Genomic DNA, 15,126 nt, shown 5'->3' with positions numbered 1-15,126 from the left:
GATCCTGCTCCTCGCCAACCGGCCAAGGAGCCTTCCGATGACCAAGACCCTGATCCTCGCCTTTCACCCTGATCTGGCTCGCTCGCGCGCCAACGCCGCCATGCTGGGCGCCGCCGCGCGCCTGCCGGACGTCGAGATCGCCGACCTCTACGGCCTCTATCCCGACGGCCGCATCGACGCCGACCGCGAGGTCGCCCGCCTGCTGAGCGCCGACCGCGTCGTGCTGCAGTTTCCCGTCCAGTGGTACGCCACGCCGGCCCTGCTCAAGGCCTGGCAGGACCTGATCCTGACGCGGATGTTCTACCTGGCCTACGACGCCGAGGGGCGCAGGCTGGAGGGCGCGCCGCTGCTGGTGGCCGCTACCGCCGGGAACACGCCGGAGGCCTATGGGCCAGGTGGCATGAACCTCTATCCGCTGGATGACCTCCTGAAGCCTTTGCGCGCCACGGCCAATCGCTGCGGTCTGCCGTGGACCGAGCCGTTCCTGGCCTATCGCGCCAACAGGCTGTCGGATGGCGAGATCGCCGACCTGGCCATGCGCTACGCGGGGCGCCTGTCGGCCTGGATCGCGGCGACGCCGCGCGCGCGGGCCGAGACGGCGATGGCGCTCAGGGCGTGAGCTCAGCCACCACCTGTTCGCACAGGCGATGGGTCTCCAGGGCGTCGAGGGCTGACAGCCGCCGGTCCACGCGCACGGCCGAAAGGAAGGCGTCGATCATTGCCTCGAAGCCGCGCTGGCGGCCGACGCTGGTCCAGTCGCCGCGACGGACCAGATGCTCGCCGCCGGCGAAATCGGTGACGTCGGACAGGTTGACCACCCGGCGCTTGATCCCGCCGCCCATCACCTCCAGCACCTCCTCGTTGGCGCCGCTGGTGCGGTTCATGATCCCGACGGCGTCGAGGCCAGGGCCGGTCAGGTGCAGCATCACGTGCTCCAGCAGGTCGCCGTCACGGCGGCCGCTGATCCTGGCCTCGGTCGCGCCGGGCGCCAGGAAGCGCAGGCTGTCGATCACGTGGATGAAGTCGTCGAAGACCGTGCGGCGCACGCCGTCGGCATGGCCCGTGCGGTTCTTCTGCATCAGCACGAAGGGCGCCTTCAGCGCCGCCGCCTCGACCTGGGCCGGCGCGTGACGGCGGTTGAAGCCGACAGCCAGCGACACGCCGCGCGTTTCGGCCAGGTCGACCAGCGGCGCGGCGGCCGCCAGCCTGTCCGCGATCGGCTTGTCGACCAGCGTGGGTACGCCGGCTTCGATCAGCCGGCGGACAATCGTCGGGTGGACCTCGGTGGCGGCGTGCACGAAGGCCGCGTCGAGGCCCTGGGCCAGCGCTTCGTCGAGATCGGTGTGCAGGCGGTCCACGCGCCAGGCCGCGCCCAGTTCGTCGAGCGTGGCGGTGCTGCGGGTGACGAAGGCCAGCTGCACGTCGGCGCGGGTTCCCAGCACCGGCAGGTAGGCTTTGCGGGCGATGTCGCCCAGGCCGATCATCGCCACGCGCATGCGTCAGAGCCCCTTCGCCAGATGGTCGGCCAGTTCGCCTGCGTCCCAGGCTTCGTCGCGCGGCGCAAGAAAGATCGGCGTCTCGCGCTCGAAGGCGGCCAGGGCCTGGGCGGTCTGGACGAGGTCGGGCGCGTCCAGGCTTTCGCTCATGACGATGGCGGCCACGCGCGCGCCCCGGGCTCGCAAGGCGACCAGCGCGGTCAGCACGTGGCTGATGGTGCCGAGGTACGAGCCGGCGATCAGCAGCACCGGCAGGTCGAGCGCGGCGATCAGGTCGAGATTGGTCGCGTCGTCGGTCAGCGGCGACATGACCCCGCCGGCGCCTTCCACCAGCATCAGGTCATGACCGCCGGCGAGAGCCGCGCGGCAGTCGGCGACCAGGTCTTCGAGCCGCAGGATGTCGCCCTCAAGGCGCGCGGCGAGGTTGGGGGCCAGCGGCGCGAGATAGCGGCGCGGCGAGATGCGGGGCAGGGCGGCCGGGTCGCCCAGGGCCTGCGCGAGCCGGGCCGGGTCGCTGGCGGCCGGATCTGCCGGGTCGAAGCCGCTGACCACCGGCTTGAAGGCGTCGACGGCGACGCCCTTGTGCTTGAGGGCCCGGATCAGGGCGCAGGCGACGTGGGTCTTGCCGATGTCGGTGCCGGTTCCGGCGACGAACAGGGCGCTCACGCCTTGGCTTCCACGTACGGGCGGACGAGGGCGGCGAGGCGCAGGATCTCCTCGTCCGGGTGCTCGGCGCTGAAGGCCAGGCGCAGGCGGGCGGTGCCGGCCGGAACGGTCGGCGGTCGGATGGCCACCACCAGGAAGCCCTCGGCCTCCAGGGCGGTCGAGGCGGCCAGGGCTGCGTCGGCCTCGCCGATCACCACCGGCACGATCGGGCTCTCGGCGCGCGGCAGGCCCGCGGCCTGGGTGAACAGGCGCGCCTTGCGCAGCGGTTGCGCGGCGAAGGCGGGGTCGGCCTCGATCAGGTCGAGCGCGGCGATGGCCGCCGCCGCCGAGGCCGGGGGGAGGCCGGTGGTGTAGACGACGGTGCGCGCCCGGGTCTTCAGGAAGTCGACCACGGCCTGCGAGGCGCACAGATAGCCGCCGTACGAGCCCAGCGCCTTGGACAGCGTGCCCATCTGCAGCGGGATCACCGCTTCGGGGAACAGGGCGGCGGTTCCCTTGCCTTCGCCCAGCACGCCCACGCCGTGCGCGTCATCGACCAGCAGCCAGGCGTCGTTAGCCTCGCAGACCGCCGACAGCCAGTCCAGCGGCGCGACATCGCCGTCCATCGAGAACACCCCGTCGGTGGCGACGATGGCGTGGCGGAAGCTCGCGCGATGCTGCGCCAGCAGCTCGGCCAGGGCGTCGCTGTCGTTGTGGGGGAAGCTGACGACCTTGGCGCCGGAGAGTTGGGCGCCGGCCCAGATGCAAGCGTGGGCCAGCTCGTCGACGAACACCACGTCCTGTTTGCCGGCGAAGGTGGGGATCACGCCGGTGTTGGCCAGGTATCCGGAACCGAACACCACGCAGGCCTCGGTCCCCTTCAGGCGGGCCAGCCGCGCCTCGAGCTCCGAGATCAGCGGGCTGTCGCCGGTGACCAGGCGCGAGGCGCCCGAGCCGGCGCCATAGGCCGCGACGGCCTCCTGGGCGGCGGCGATGACGGCCGGGTGCTGCGACAGGCCCAGATAGTCGTTGCAGGAGAAGGACAGCAGGCGCTTGCCGTCGCGCTCGACAACCGCGCCGGGCAGGCGGCGTGTGGGCTTCAGGCGGCGACGCAGGCTCATGGCCTCCAGGGCCGCGAGCTTGCCGCTCGCGAAGGCGTCCAGACTGTGCATTCCGATTCATATTCCCGTTTGCCCTCGGGGCCGAGCCCGTCTAGGCGGGGCGCCCCTCCGGCGCAACGAAAGGATCGCCATGACCACTCCCGACTGGCTCGCCCAGGGCGCCAAGCACGTGTGGCGGCCCTACTGCCAGATGAAGACGGCCCCGGCGCCGCTTCCGGTCGTGCGCACCCACGGCTCGCGGATCGTGCTGGAGGACGGTCGCGAACTGGTCGACGGCATCGCCAGCTGGTGGACGGCGGTGCACGGCTACAACCACCCCCACATCGCCGCCGCGGTGCGCGCGCAGTTGGAAGCTATGCCGCATGTGATGTTCGGCGGGCTGGCGCATGAGCCGGCCTATCGGCTGGCCGCGCGGCTGGCGGCGATCCTGCCGGGCGAACTGGACCATGTGTTCTTCGCCGAGTCCGGCTCGGTCTCGGTCGAGATCGCCATGAAGATGGCGCTGCAGTTCCACATCAATCGCGGGGAGGCGGGCCGTACGCGGTTCCTGTCGTTCCGCGGCGGCTATCACGGCGACACCCTGGCGACGATGACGGTGTGCGACCCGGAGGAGGGGATGCACAGCCTGTTTTCGGGCGTGATGCCCGCCCAGGTGATCGCCGACCTGCCGCTGGACGACGCCTCCGAGGCCGCGCTCGACGCTTTGCTCGCCGAACGTGGCGGGGAGATCGCCGCCATGCTGACCGAGCCCCTGGTGCAGGGCGCGGGCGGCATGCTGTTCCACGATCCGGAGGTTCTGCGCCGTCTGCGGCGACTGGCCGACAAGCACGGCGTTCTGCTGATCTTCGACGAGATCTTCACCGGCTTTGGCCGCACCGGCGAGCTTTTCGCCATGCAGGCCGCCGGGATCGAGCCCGACATCGTCACCCTGTCGAAGGCCCTGACCGGGGGCACGCTGCCGCTGTCGGCCGCCGTGGCCTCCAGGAAGGTGTTCGAAGCCTTCTGGTCCGACGACGCCGGCGCGGCCCTGATGCACGGGCCCACCTATATGGGCAACGCCCTGGCCTGCGCCGCCGCCAACGCGTCGCTGGATCTGTTCGAGGCCGGAACCTGGAAGGCCGACGTGGCCCGGGTCTCGGCGGCCTTGAAGAAGGGGTTGGAGCCGTGCCGATCGGCGCCCGGCGTCGTCGACGTGCGGGTGCTGGGCGCCATCGGCGTCGTGGAATTCGCTTCGCCGGTGGCTGTCGGCGCGCTGTGCCAGGCCTTCGCGGCCAGGGGCGCGTGGATCCGTCCGATGGGCAAGGTGGTCTACCTGACGCCGGCCTTCACGACGCCCGACGCGGACCTCGACATCCTTCTGTCGGCCATTCGCGAGGTCATTGGAGCCGGCGGGGTTGAAGGAAGCGGCGTGGTCTGATCCAAGCGGGCCCATGTCCGCGTCCACCGGCCCCCTGACGACGATCGAGCGTCTCGCCATCCTGGCGATCATCCTGACCTGGGGGCTGAACAACGCCGCGGCCAAGTTCGCCACCGCCGCCCTGCCGCCGATGATGGTGGGCGGCCTGCGCTTCGCCTTGGCCCTGGCCTTCCTGTTCCCGTTCGTGCGGCCGCCGTTCCCTGACTGGAAGCGGCTGCTGGTCATCGTGCTGCTGTCGRGGCCGATCCACTTCGCCTTGATCTACATCGCCTTCGGCATGGCCAGGTCGCTGAGCCCGCTGGTGGTGGCCACCCAGCTGTGGATCCCGTTCACGGCCCTGTTCGCCTGGCGGATGCTGGGCGAGACGATGCGGGTTCCCGCGGTCATCGGCCTGGCCGTCGCCTTCGCCGGCGTGGCGTGGATGAGCCTTGATCCGCACGGCGCGGCCGAGCTGCCGGCCATCGTGCTGGGCGTGGTGGCCGCGGCGATCTGGGCGGTGGCCACGGTGCTGGTGCGCAAGACCCCGGGCGTCAAGCCGCTGAAGGTGCAGGGCCTGACCGCCTTCGTCGCCGCGCCGGTGCTGATCGCCATGTCCTTCGCCTTCGAGGACGACGTCGTGGCCAAGGTCTCTACCGCGCCGCCCCTGGCCTGGGCCTGCGTCGTGTTCGCCGGCGTCGTCTCGACGATCGGGGCCAGCGCCCTGCTGTTCTGGCTGGTGCAGCGGCGCGAGCCGGRTCGCGTGACGCCCTATTTCCTGCTGACGCCGCTGGTCTCTTGCACGATCGGGGTGCTGTTCATGGGCGACGCCCTGTCGTTGCAGCTGGTGATCGGCGGCGGCGCGACCATGGTCGGCGTCGCCCTGGTGGCCCTGACCGAGAAGAAGACGCCTCCGGCGACGACGGGCGATCCGGCCTAGTCTTCCTCGCCGTCACGCCACTGCCAGGGCGCGTCGCTCTTCCAGCGGGCGACCAGCATCACGACCAGGGTCATGATCACGACGAACACGCCGACCAGGCGCGGGTGGGCCTTGCCGTAGAGGACGGCCGAGGACAGCAGCAGGCCGATATAGAGGGCGACGACGGCCCAGCCTTCCCAACTGCAGGGCGGCCCCGCGCCATAGCCATGACGCTTGACCCTGAACCACGGCTTGCCGTCGGCCACGTTTCCCCCCGGATAGTGTTATCCGGGCAAGCGTACGCCCAGTTCGCCGGCGAGGTCGCGGACAAATTGCCACGCCACGCGGCCCGAGCGGGCGCCGCGCAGCTGCGACCATTGCAGGGCGCGGCGCTCCAGGTTCTCGACCTGCAGCCCGAAGCGCTCGGCATAGGTGTTGATCGCCGCCAGGTAGGTCGGCTGATCCATGGGCGGGAAGCCGATCCACAGGCCGAAGCGGTCGGAGACGCTCATCTCCTCCTCGGCGTTCTCGGCCGAGGCGATGGCGCCCTGGCTCTCGGCATGGTCGCGCGGCATCAGGTGGCGACGGTTGGAGGTGGCCACGAACAGCACGTTCTCCGGCGGGCCGGCCACGCCGCCTTCCAGCGCCGACTTCAGGGCCTTGGCCGCCGCCGCGCCGTCTTCGAACGAAAGGTCGTCGCACAGCACCACGAAGCGCTCGGCGCGCACCCGCAGGGCGTCGAACAGCGGGGGCAGGGCGGCGACCTCGTCGCGGTCGACCTCGACCAGCTTCAGATCAGGATACTCGGCCGCCAGGGCCATGAAGGCCGACTTGGTCAGCGAGCTCTTGCCGGTGCCGCGCACGCCCCACAGCAGCACGTGGTTGCAGGGCAGGCCGGTGGCGAACCGGCGCAGGTTCTGCAGGAAGCGGTCCTTCTGGCGCTCGATGCCGACCAGCAGTTCGATGTCCATCGCGTAGTCGGGCGCGGGCAGGAAGGCGCCCGAGACCGGCTCGTGCCGGAAGAGGCGCGCGTTCTCGAAGCTGGGCGCGACGGGAGCGGGCGGCGCCAGGCGATCCAGGGCGTCGGCGATGCGGGCGAGCAGGGGCAGGGCGGCTTCGGTCATGGCCACGCTCCTAACGCTCTCGCGCCCTCATTGCAAAAGAGGAGGTGAACGCATAGCTTCCGCCGACTTGGCGGGGACCCTATTTCAGGCGCTCCGCCCGCAGAAATTCGTGGAGACGTTATGAACCCCTCTGGTGGCCTGGAGCAGCAGCTCATCGGCATCGCGCCGATCATCCTCATGGTCGTGCTGTTCTACTTCATGCTGATCCGTCCTCAGCAGAAGCGCCAAAAGGAACACCTCGCGACCCTGAACAACATCAAGCGCGGCGACAATGTCGTCCTGTCCAGCGGCGTGATCGGCAAGGTCGTGCGCGTGGAAGACAAGGAAGTCGGCGTCGAGATCGCTCAGGGCGTCACGGTGAAGGTCCGCAAGGCCATGATCACCGAAGTCTCGGCCAAGGGCGAACCGGCCCCGGCCAACGACCCCAAGAACTGAGCTTAAGTCTAGTTCGTATCAAGCCCGCCCTGGCGCCCCTGGCGTCGTCGAGAGCCTCGTAGTCCATGCTGAGCCTATCCCGCTGGAAGATTGTCCTCGTCACCCTGTCGGTGATCTTCGGCATCGTCTTCACCCTGCCGAATCTTCTGCCGCAGAAGACGCTAGACGCCCTGCCGGGATGGGTTCCCAAGCAGAAGCTGAACCTGGGCCTCGACCTCCAGGGCGGGTCGTACCTCCTTTACGAGGTCGACACCGCCCAACTGCGCAAGGAGCGCCTCGACAACCTGGTCGAAGACGCGCGCAACACCCTGCGCACCGCGGGAATCGACTTCAACGGCCTGGCCCAGACCAACGGCGTGGTCGGCATGCGCATCGATGACGCCGCCAAGGTCAACGCCGCCGTCGCCGAACTGCGCAAGCTGGGCAACCCGCTGGCCACCGGCGTGGGCACCGACGTCAACGTCGCCACACGTGCCGACCAGCGCATCGAGCTGACCCTGTCGGCCGAAGCCGCCCGCGCCGACGCCTCCAAGGCCGTCGACCAGTCGATCGAGACCATCCGTCGCCGTATCGACAGCCTGGGCACCAAGGAACCGACGATCACCCGCCAGGGCGCGGACCGCATCGTCATCCAGGCCGCCGGCGAAAGCGATCCCGAACGCCTGAAGGCCGTCATCGGCAAGACCGCCAAGCTGACCTTCCAGATGGTCGACGAGACGGTCACCCAGGAAGAGATGGCTTCGGGCCGCATGCCGCCCGGCACGGTGCTGGTGCCCGGCGATTCCTATCAGCCGTTCTACGCCCTCAAGAAGCGCGCCGTCGTCTCGGGCGAGGAACTGGTCGACGCCCAGCAGGCCTTCGACGGCCAGAGYGGCCGTCCGGTCGTCTCGTTCCGCTTCAACGGTTCGGGCGCCAAGAAGTTCGGCGACGCCACGGCTCGCAACATCGGCAAGCGCTTCGCCATCGTCCTCGACAACAAGGTCATCTCGGCCCCGACCATCCAGACGCCGATCCTCGGCGGTTCGGGCCAGATCACCGGCAACTTCACCGTCGAAAGCGCCAGCGAACTGTCGCTGCTGCTGCGTTCGGGCGCGCTGCCGGCCCAGCTGAACATCGAAGAGCAACGCACCGTCGGCGCCGAACTGGGCGCGGACGCGGTCAAGGCCGGCGCCATCTCGCTGGCCATCGGCGCGGCGGCGATGTTCGTCTTCATCATCCTGGCCTACGGCCTGTTCGGCGTGTTCGCGGCCATGGCCCTGGTGGCCAACGTGCTGCTGATCGTCGGCATCATGTCGTTCAGCCAGGCGACCCTGACCTTCCCCGGCATCGCCGGCCTGATCCTCACCCTGGCCGTCGCCGTCGACGCCAACGTGCTGATCTACGAGCGGATGCGCGACGAAGCGGCGGCCGGCAGGTCGCCCATGTCGGCGGCCGATACCGGCTACAAGCTGGCCCTGGTGTCGATCCTCGACGCCAACATCACCAGCCTGATCTCGGCCGGCATCATGTTCAGCTTCGGCTCGGGCCCCGTGAAGGGCTTCGCCTGGACCCTGGCGATCGGCGTGTTCACCTCGCTGTTCACCGCCATCATCATCACTCAAGTGCTCATCGGCTGGTGGTTCAAGACCGCCAAGCCGAAGAAGCTGCCGATCGCGTAAGGATCAAAGCTCATGGCTGCTTGGCCCCTCATTCGCCTGATCCCGCGCTCGACCCACTACCGCTTCGTGCGCTGGGCTCCCGTCGCGGCGGTCTTCTCGCTCATCCTGATCATCGGTTCGGGCGCTTCGTTCTTCACCCAGGGCCTGAACCTGGGCATCGACTTCAAGGGCGGCGTCGCCCTGGAGGCCCGCATGCCCACGGCTATCGACCTGGACGACCTGCGCAAGGTGGCCAAGGCCACCGGCGCGCATGACGTGCAGGTGCAGGGCTTCGGCTCGCCTAACTCGGCCATGATCCGCTTCCTGCCGACCGAAGGCGTCAACGCCAACGTCGAGGCCAACCGGATCAAGAGCGAGATCATCGCCAAGTTCCCCGGCATGACCATGCCGGCGCCGACCGTCATCGGCGCCAAGGTCTCGGGCGAGCTCTTGATGGGCGGCTTCAAGGCGCTGGGCATCGCCCTGCTGCTGATGCTCGGCTACATCTGGTTCCGCTTCCAGTGGCAGTTCGCCGTCGGCGCCGTCGTGGCCGTGTTCCACGACATCATCCTGACCCTGGGCATCCTGTCGGTGATGCAGATCGAGTTCTCGATGACCTCGGTCGCGGCCCTGCTGACGGTCATCGGCTACTCGATGAACGAAAAGGTCATCACCTTCGACCGCCTCAAGGAAAACCTTCGCAAGTACAAGACCACGCCGCTGCGCGACATCATCGACCTGTCGGAGAACGAGCGTCTGTCGCGGACGATCATCACCGGCTCGACCGCGCTGCTGGCGCTGGGCGGCACGATGATCTTCGGCGGTCCGGTGCTGTTCCCGCTGGTCTTCACCATGGTGTTCGGCATCGCCATCGGCACCTACTCGTCGATCTACATCGCTCTGCCCCTGATCCTGGTCTGGGGCGTCAAGCGCGGCGACGAGGAAGCCAAGCCGGTCAAGCTCGGCGCGGCCAGCCAGCCGTGAGCCAGGGGCTTAACCCCCGCCAGCCCCCGTCGATCGACGCCTGGGGCGGCGGCGGCTTCCGGGTCTCCGGCGTCTGGCGGCCCGGTTCGCTGCTGGTCATCGACGACCAGCCGCAGGACTGGGCCGTCGCCGGCCTGGCGCAGCTGACGCCCGAGGCCTTCGCCCCGGTCTTCGCCGCCGGCGGCGCGGTCGAGTTCGTGCTGCTGGGCATGGGCCTTGCCAACGCCCTGCCGCCGCGCCCCGTGCGCGACGCGCTGAAGGCCGCGGGCCTTGGTCTGGAGTTCATGAGCACCGAGGCCGCCGCCCGCACCTACAACGTGCTGGCCAGCGAAGGCCGGCGCCTGGCCGCGGCGCTGATCGCGGTCTGACTTGGCGATCCTCCCCCTGAAGGGGGAGGTGGCCCGAAGGGCCGGAGGGGGCAGAGTTTGCTACCCTCGACGGCCGCTTCGACCTCATCAGATACATCCCCCTCCGTCGGCTTCGCCGACACCTCCCCCTTCAGGGGGAGGATCATTTGGCCGACTCTCACTATCCTGCGCGGCAAGACACGGCTCAGGGGGCTGAATTGACTGGGATTCTCACCAACTTCCGCAGCACCATCATCGTCAGCTTCGTGCTGGCCCTGGTGATGGTGTTCGGCTTCGGGCACAGCCCCAACGGCTTCCACGGCGCCTATTGGCAGGCGGTGTTCCGCTGGCTGCACGTACTGTTCGGCATCCTGTGGATCGGGCTGCTCTACTACTTCAACTTCGTGCAGATGCGGGTGATGCCGACGATTCCGGCCGAGCTGAAGCCGGCGGTCAGCAAGTACATCGCCCCCGAGGCGCTGTTCTGGTTCCGCTGGTCGGCCCTGGCGACCTGGATCATGGGCATGATCGTGGCCTTCAGCCGCGGCTACCTGATGGAGGCCATCACGCTCGGCGCCTGGCAGGGCTATCAGCGCGGCGTCGACATGGGCTTCACCTTCATCGGCATGGGCATGTGGCTGGCCACCGTGATGTTCTTCAACGTCTGGGGCCTGATCTGGCCGAACCAGAAGCGGGCTCTGGGGCTGGTGCCGGCCGACGACGCGACCAAGGCCAAGGCGGCCACGACCGCCATGCTGTTCTCGCGCATCAACATGCTGCTCAGCATTCCGATGCTGGTGACGATGACGATGTACCAGACGCTGTTCAACTGATCCGCCCGCCGGATCGCGACGAAGGCCCGCCCATCCGGCGGGCCTTTTTCTTTGGGCCGCTGGTCCGCCGGCACGGCGGGCCTTTCTCTTCGGGCGAGGCGGGGGCATAAGCCGCGCCATGTCCGCCGCCCCCGAAAACCCCTACGATTCCGGCCTCGACGATCTGGTCCGCCGTATGGACAACGATCGCTGGCTGGCCAGCCGCTTCGTCTCCGACATCGCCGCGCGGACCGATGTGGTGGCGCTCGTCGCCTTCAATTACGAGCTGGCCCGGGTGGCCGGCGGGGTGACCAGCGCGCTGATGGGCGAGATCCGCCTGACCTGGTGGCGCGAGGCGATGGAGGAGCTGGCCGCCGGCAAGGCGCCGCGCAAGCACCCGGCCGTCGAGGCCCTGGCCGCCTGCGGCGTCGATCCCGCGGCCCTGGCGGCGATGGCCGAGGCCCGCCTGGCCGACCTGGAGGAGGCGCCGTTCGCCGACGAGGCCGCGGTGCTGGCCTATCTGGACGCCACCGCCGGCGCCCTGGCGGGGCTGACGGCGCGCCGCCTGGACGCCTCGGCCGATCCCGCCGCCGTCCGCGCCGCCGCGCGCGCCTATGGTCTGGCGGGCCTCTGGCGGCTGAAGCTGGCCGGCCGCTCGCGCCTGCCGCTCGCCTGGACCGCCGCCGACGTCGAGGCCCGCGTCGCCCAGCAGCGCAAGATCGCCGGCTCGGAGCTCAAGGCCCTGCCGATCGCGGCCTTCCCGGCCGTGGCCCCCGCCGCCCTGGCGGCGCGCCAGGCCAAGGGCCGCCAGATGGGCGAGCTCGAAAAAAAGGCCCGCCTGACCTGGTCGGTCGCGACGGGCCGTATCTGATCTGGCGTTCCTCCTCCGCTAGGCGAGGGAGGAAGCCGGCCTGGAAGGCCTATTTCGCCGTCCACTGGTTCAGCCAGCCCAGCACCTCGTCGTGCCACTGGACCGAGTTCTGGGCCTTCAGCACCCAGTGGTTCTCGTTGGGGAAGTACAGGAACTTGCTCGGCACGCCCTTGCGCTGCAGGGCGGTGAAGGTGGCGATGCCTTCCTCGAGCGGCACGCGGAAGTCGTTCTGGCCCTGCACCACCAGGGTCGGCACGCTCCATTCGCCCACGTGGTCGGCGGGGTTGAACTTCGAATAGGTGGTGTTCGGCTGCCAGGGCGTTCCGCCGTTCTCCCACTCGCTGAACCACAGCTCCTCGGTCGAGTAGCCCATGAAACGGCTGTCGAAGATGCCGTCGTGGTTCACCAGGCACTTCCACGGCTCCTTCCACTGGCTGGCGATCCAGTTGATCATGAAGCCGCCGTACGAGCCGCCCAGGGCGCAGGCGCGGTCCTGGTCGAGGAAGCCGTACTTCTGGGTCGCGAACGCCCAGCCCTTCTGCAGGTCTTCCAGCGGACGGTCGCCCCAGTGCTGGCTGATGGCGTCGGTGAACGCCTGGCCGTAGCCGGTCGAACCGTGGAAATCGATCATCACCACGGCGTAGCCGGCGCCGGCGTAGGTCTGGGCGTTCCAGCGGTAGTGGAAGAGGTTGCCGAACGAGCCCTGCGGGCCGCCGTGGATCAGGAAGGCCACCGGATACTTCTTGGCGGGATCGAAGTTGGCCGGCTTGACGAGATAGCCGTGCACGGTCTCGTCGTTCCAGCCCTTGAAGCTGAACTGCTCGGCCTCGCCCATGGCCACGCCCTGCAGCTTGTCGGCGTTCAGGCCGGTCAGTTGGATCGGCGCGCCCTTCGGGGCCAGGGCGTAGAGCTGGGCCGGGGTCTTCAGGTTGTCCTGGGCGATCACGGTCGAGCCGCCGGCGGCGCTGAACGCGCCCACGTGGCCTTCGCCGGTCAGGGCGGCGACCTTGCCGGTCTTGACGTCGATGGCGAACAGCTTGGTCTGACCCACATCCTCGGCGGTCGTGTAGATCGTCTTGCCGTCGGCGCTGAAGGTGATCGACTGGGCCGAGTGGTCCCAGGTCGGGGCGACTTCACGCACCTTGCCGTTCTCGCGCACCATGACGCCGAAGCGGTCGGCCTCGAAGCCCGGGCGCTTCATGGCCAGCCACGCCTGGGTCTTGCCGTCCGGCGAGAAGGTCGGCTGGGCGTCCCAGGCCTTGTTCTCCTCGGTCAGGTTGGCCGGCTTGGCCGAACCGTCGACCGGAACCGACCACAGGTCGTAGTTGGTCTGCCAGGGCTCGTCGCGGCCGGCGATCTTGGCCGAGAACACCACGGTCTTGCCGTCGGGGCTGATGGTGAAGTCCTCGTCGCCGCCGAACGGCTTGGTCGGCGAGTCGCCGTCGAAGCCGGCCATCAGGGCCACGGGCTCGCCCGTCGCGACGCCGGAAGCATCCAGTCCGTAGGCGTAGAGGTGATTCTTCGTGCCGTCGTTCCAGGTGTCCCAGTGGCGGATGAACAGCTTGTCGTAGACGACGCCGGTCGTCTTCTGGGCCTTCTTCTGGTCCAGGCGCTCCTGGGTGCAGGCGAGGGTGGGGCAGTCGGGGAAGACGGCCTGGCTGATCACCACCGTCTTGCCGTCGGCCGACACCTTGAAGGCGCCGACGTCGAACGGAGCCTTGGTCACCTGGACGGCGGTCTCGCCCGAAGCATCCGTGCGGAACACCTGGTCGGAGCCGGCGCGGCCCGACAGGAAGTAGATGCTCTTGCCGTCGGCCGACCAGCGGGCGCTGGAGACGCCGCCGTCCGACACCGCCAGGCGGCGCGGGGCGATCTTGGCCTTGAGGTCGGCGACCCACAGCGAGAACGAGGCCTTGTTGGCCGGAAGATCCATCGTCCGCACCAGGTAGATCACCTGGCGGCCGTCCGGCGACACCTTCGGCTCGCTGACGCGGTCCAGCGTGACCATGTCCTTGGCGGTGAAGCCGCGCCCCTGTGCGTGGGCGGTCGCCGGAACGACCGCGAAGGCGGCCAGCGACAGGGCGAGGGCGGAGGCGGCGAGGCGCAAGGTCTTGGTCATGGAAGTCGTGGTCCAGGCGGCAAGGTTGCCAAAAAGCGGCGCGAGCCTAGCGGGGCCTTGCCGGGTAGGCCAGCCCGAAGGGCAAGCTTTGCTCCATGCTGCGGCGCCGTTAGCGAAGGTGGCGGAAATTGGCCTTTCGCGTGACGAAAATGCCATATCCGACAACGACTTATGAAGGTAACAATCCGAAACAGGACTTGCGTTGCTGCGTCGCGGCGAAGCTCGTAGACGGTAAATGGGGACGAATAGGCGGCCGCAGAGCCGCTCCCAAGTTTACAAAGGTTTCTCGTGTCGGTTTCGCCTTATCATCAGCACACGGTCGCTGGACCGGTGATCTTCGCAGGGATCGGCCTGCACACGGGCGCGCACGTGCGCGTCGCCGTGCGCCCCGCCGCTCCCGACAGCGGGATCGTCTTCGTGCGCACCGACGTCCATGACCGCGACAACCGCGTGCCGGTTCGCGGCGACGCCGTGGTGCAGACCCAGCTGGGCACCGTCATCGCCAACGCCGCCGACGTGCGCGTCTCGACCATCGAGCACCTGATGGCGGCCCTGGCCGCCCTGTCGGTCGACAATTGCGTCGTCGAGCTCGACGGTCCCGAAGTGCCGATCATGGACGGCTCGTCCGAGCCCTTCGTGCAGATCCTCGACCGCGCCGGCCGCCGTCGCCAGGAAGCCGCGCGCCGCTACATCGAGATCCTGTCGCCGATCGAGGTGATCGAGGGCGACAAGCGCGCGACCCTGACCCCGGCCGAATCCTTCGAGGTGGCCTTCGAGATCGCCTTCGCCAGCAAGGCCATCGGCCGCCAGCGAGTCGACCTGGTCATCGACGAGGCCAGCTTCCGCAAGGAGCTGTCGAACTGCCGCACCTTCGGCTTCCTGCGCGAGGTCGAGGCCCTGCGCGATATCGGCCTGGCCCGCGGCGGCTCGATGGAGAACGCCGTGGTCATCGACGGCGACCGCGTGCTCAATCCCGAGGGGCTGCGCCGCTCGGACGAGTTCGTGCGCCACAAGGCCCTGGACGCCGTCGGCGACCTTTATGTCGTTGGCGCTCCGATCCTTGGCAGGTTCGAAGGAATTCTCGCCGGACACGGCCTCAATAACGCCGCTGTTCGTGCATTGATGGAGCAACCGCGCGCTTGGCGCTGGCGCGCCTATGCGCCGGAGCTGGCCGAAGCGGTCTGATCAAAACGGGGGATCGCTCCCGCCGCTCGGCTTTCGTT

16 protein-coding genes are annotated in these 15,126 nt (G+C 69.0%); 10 read left to right on the top strand and 6 right to left on the bottom strand.

Annotated elements, in window-relative coordinates:
- The first annotated feature begins 37 nt into the window (after positions 1–37).
- The gene (locus AC1DCG_RS11315; RefSeq protein ID WP_477029141.1) at positions 38–619 is read left to right on the top strand and encodes an NAD(P)H-dependent oxidoreductase; all 582 of its coding nucleotides are present in this window, start codon (positions 38–40) and stop codon (positions 617–619) included.
- Here the strand turns inward: AC1DCG_RS11315 and AC1DCG_RS11310 are convergent.
- From AC1DCG_RS11310 to bioF, 3 genes are read right to left on the bottom strand one after another with little or no spacing between them, the layout of a single operon-like run.
- Positions 609–1,496 carry a Gfo/Idh/MocA family protein gene (locus AC1DCG_RS11310; protein ID WP_477029140.1) on the bottom strand — a complete coding sequence of 296 codons (888 nt, stop codon included), beginning with the start codon at positions 1,494–1,496 and terminating at the stop codon, positions 609–611. The two genes, AC1DCG_RS11315 and AC1DCG_RS11310, sit on opposite strands and share 11 nt — an antisense overlap.
- 3 nt (positions 1,497–1,499) lie before the next feature.
- Positions 1,500–2,162 (bottom strand): dethiobiotin synthase, encoded by a 663-nt coding sequence (gene bioD, locus AC1DCG_RS11305; protein ID WP_477029139.1) that lies wholly within the window; start codon positions 2,160–2,162, stop codon positions 1,500–1,502.
- The gene (bioF, locus tag AC1DCG_RS11300; protein ID WP_477029138.1) at positions 2,159–3,313 is read right to left on the bottom strand and encodes an 8-amino-7-oxononanoate synthase; all 1,155 of its coding nucleotides are present in this window, start codon (positions 3,311–3,313) and stop codon (positions 2,159–2,161) included. Before bioF ends, bioD begins: the two co-directional genes overlap by 4 nt.
- Before the next feature lie 79 nt (positions 3,314–3,392).
- On the opposite strand from bioF, the gene AC1DCG_RS11295 reads away from it, so the two are divergent.
- The gene (locus AC1DCG_RS11295; protein WP_477029137.1) at positions 3,393–4,679 is read left to right on the top strand and encodes an adenosylmethionine--8-amino-7-oxononanoate transaminase; all 1,287 of its coding nucleotides are present in this window, start codon (positions 3,393–3,395) and stop codon (positions 4,677–4,679) included.
- 13 nt (positions 4,680–4,692) lie between these two features.
- Positions 4,693–5,595 carry a DMT family transporter gene (locus tag AC1DCG_RS11290; protein ID WP_477041488.1) on the top strand — a complete coding sequence of 301 codons (903 nt, stop codon included), beginning with the start codon at positions 4,693–4,695 and terminating at the stop codon, positions 5,593–5,595.
- Here the strand turns inward: AC1DCG_RS11290 and AC1DCG_RS11285 are convergent.
- Complete coding sequence (locus AC1DCG_RS11285) at positions 5,592–5,840, bottom strand: hypothetical protein (protein ID WP_165255990.1); 249 nt, start codon at positions 5,838–5,840, stop codon at positions 5,592–5,594. The genes AC1DCG_RS11290 and AC1DCG_RS11285 overlap by 4 nt on opposite strands.
- Positions 5,841–5,858: 18 nt before the next feature.
- Entirely contained in the window at positions 5,859–6,698 is an 840-nt protein-coding gene (locus tag AC1DCG_RS11280; RefSeq protein ID WP_477029135.1) for an ATP-binding protein, read from the bottom strand.
- A 120-nt stretch (positions 6,699–6,818) separates the two neighbouring features.
- Between AC1DCG_RS11280 and yajC the strand changes: the two genes are divergently transcribed.
- The 6 genes from yajC to AC1DCG_RS11250 all read left to right on the top strand — a co-directional run bounded on the left by yajC (position 6,819) and on the right by AC1DCG_RS11250 (position 11,784).
- Positions 6,819–7,133: a preprotein translocase subunit YajC gene (gene yajC / locus AC1DCG_RS11275; protein ID WP_165255986.1), complete on the top strand. Its 315-nt coding sequence runs from the start codon at positions 6,819–6,821 to the stop codon at positions 7,131–7,133.
- Positions 7,134–7,198: 65 nt separating this feature from the next.
- Complete coding sequence (gene secD / locus AC1DCG_RS11270; RefSeq protein ID WP_477029134.1) at positions 7,199–8,791, top strand: protein translocase subunit SecD; 1,593 nt, start codon at positions 7,199–7,201, stop codon at positions 8,789–8,791.
- 12 nt (positions 8,792–8,803) lie between these two features.
- Positions 8,804–9,754 (top strand): protein translocase subunit SecF, encoded by a 951-nt coding sequence (gene secF, locus AC1DCG_RS11265; RefSeq protein ID WP_477036703.1) that lies wholly within the window; start codon positions 8,804–8,806, stop codon positions 9,752–9,754.
- Entirely contained in the window at positions 9,751–10,122 is a 372-nt protein-coding gene (locus AC1DCG_RS11260; RefSeq protein WP_477029132.1) for an Mth938-like domain-containing protein, read from the top strand. Before secF ends, AC1DCG_RS11260 begins: the two co-directional genes overlap by 4 nt.
- Positions 10,123–10,319: 197 nt before the next feature.
- Entirely contained in the window at positions 10,320–10,934 is a 615-nt protein-coding gene (locus tag AC1DCG_RS11255) for a urate hydroxylase PuuD (RefSeq protein WP_165255978.1), read from the top strand.
- A gap of 118 nt (positions 10,935–11,052) precedes the next feature.
- Positions 11,053–11,784, top strand: a complete 732-nt coding sequence (locus AC1DCG_RS11250; RefSeq protein WP_477029131.1) for a squalene/phytoene synthase family protein — start codon at positions 11,053–11,055, stop codon at positions 11,782–11,784.
- Between the two features lie 49 nt (positions 11,785–11,833).
- Here AC1DCG_RS11250 and AC1DCG_RS11245 read toward each other — a convergent pair whose 3' ends face one another.
- Complete coding sequence (locus AC1DCG_RS11245) at positions 11,834–13,903, bottom strand: prolyl oligopeptidase family serine peptidase (protein WP_477029212.1); 2,070 nt, start codon at positions 13,901–13,903, stop codon at positions 11,834–11,836.
- 288 nt (positions 13,904–14,191) lie between these two features.
- On the opposite strand from AC1DCG_RS11245, the gene lpxC reads away from it, so the two are divergent.
- On the top strand, positions 14,192–15,088 hold the full coding sequence (gene lpxC / locus AC1DCG_RS11240) for a UDP-3-O-acyl-N-acetylglucosamine deacetylase (RefSeq protein ID WP_165255972.1): 897 nt from the start codon (positions 14,192–14,194) through the stop codon (positions 15,086–15,088).
- The last annotated feature ends 38 nt before the right edge of the window (positions 15,089–15,126 follow it).

The sequence above is a fragment of the Caulobacter sp. 10L414 genome, from assembly GCF_056395525.1.
Note: the sequence above shows the minus strand (reverse complement) of the source record. Positions and strands in the feature narration are given on the sequence as shown.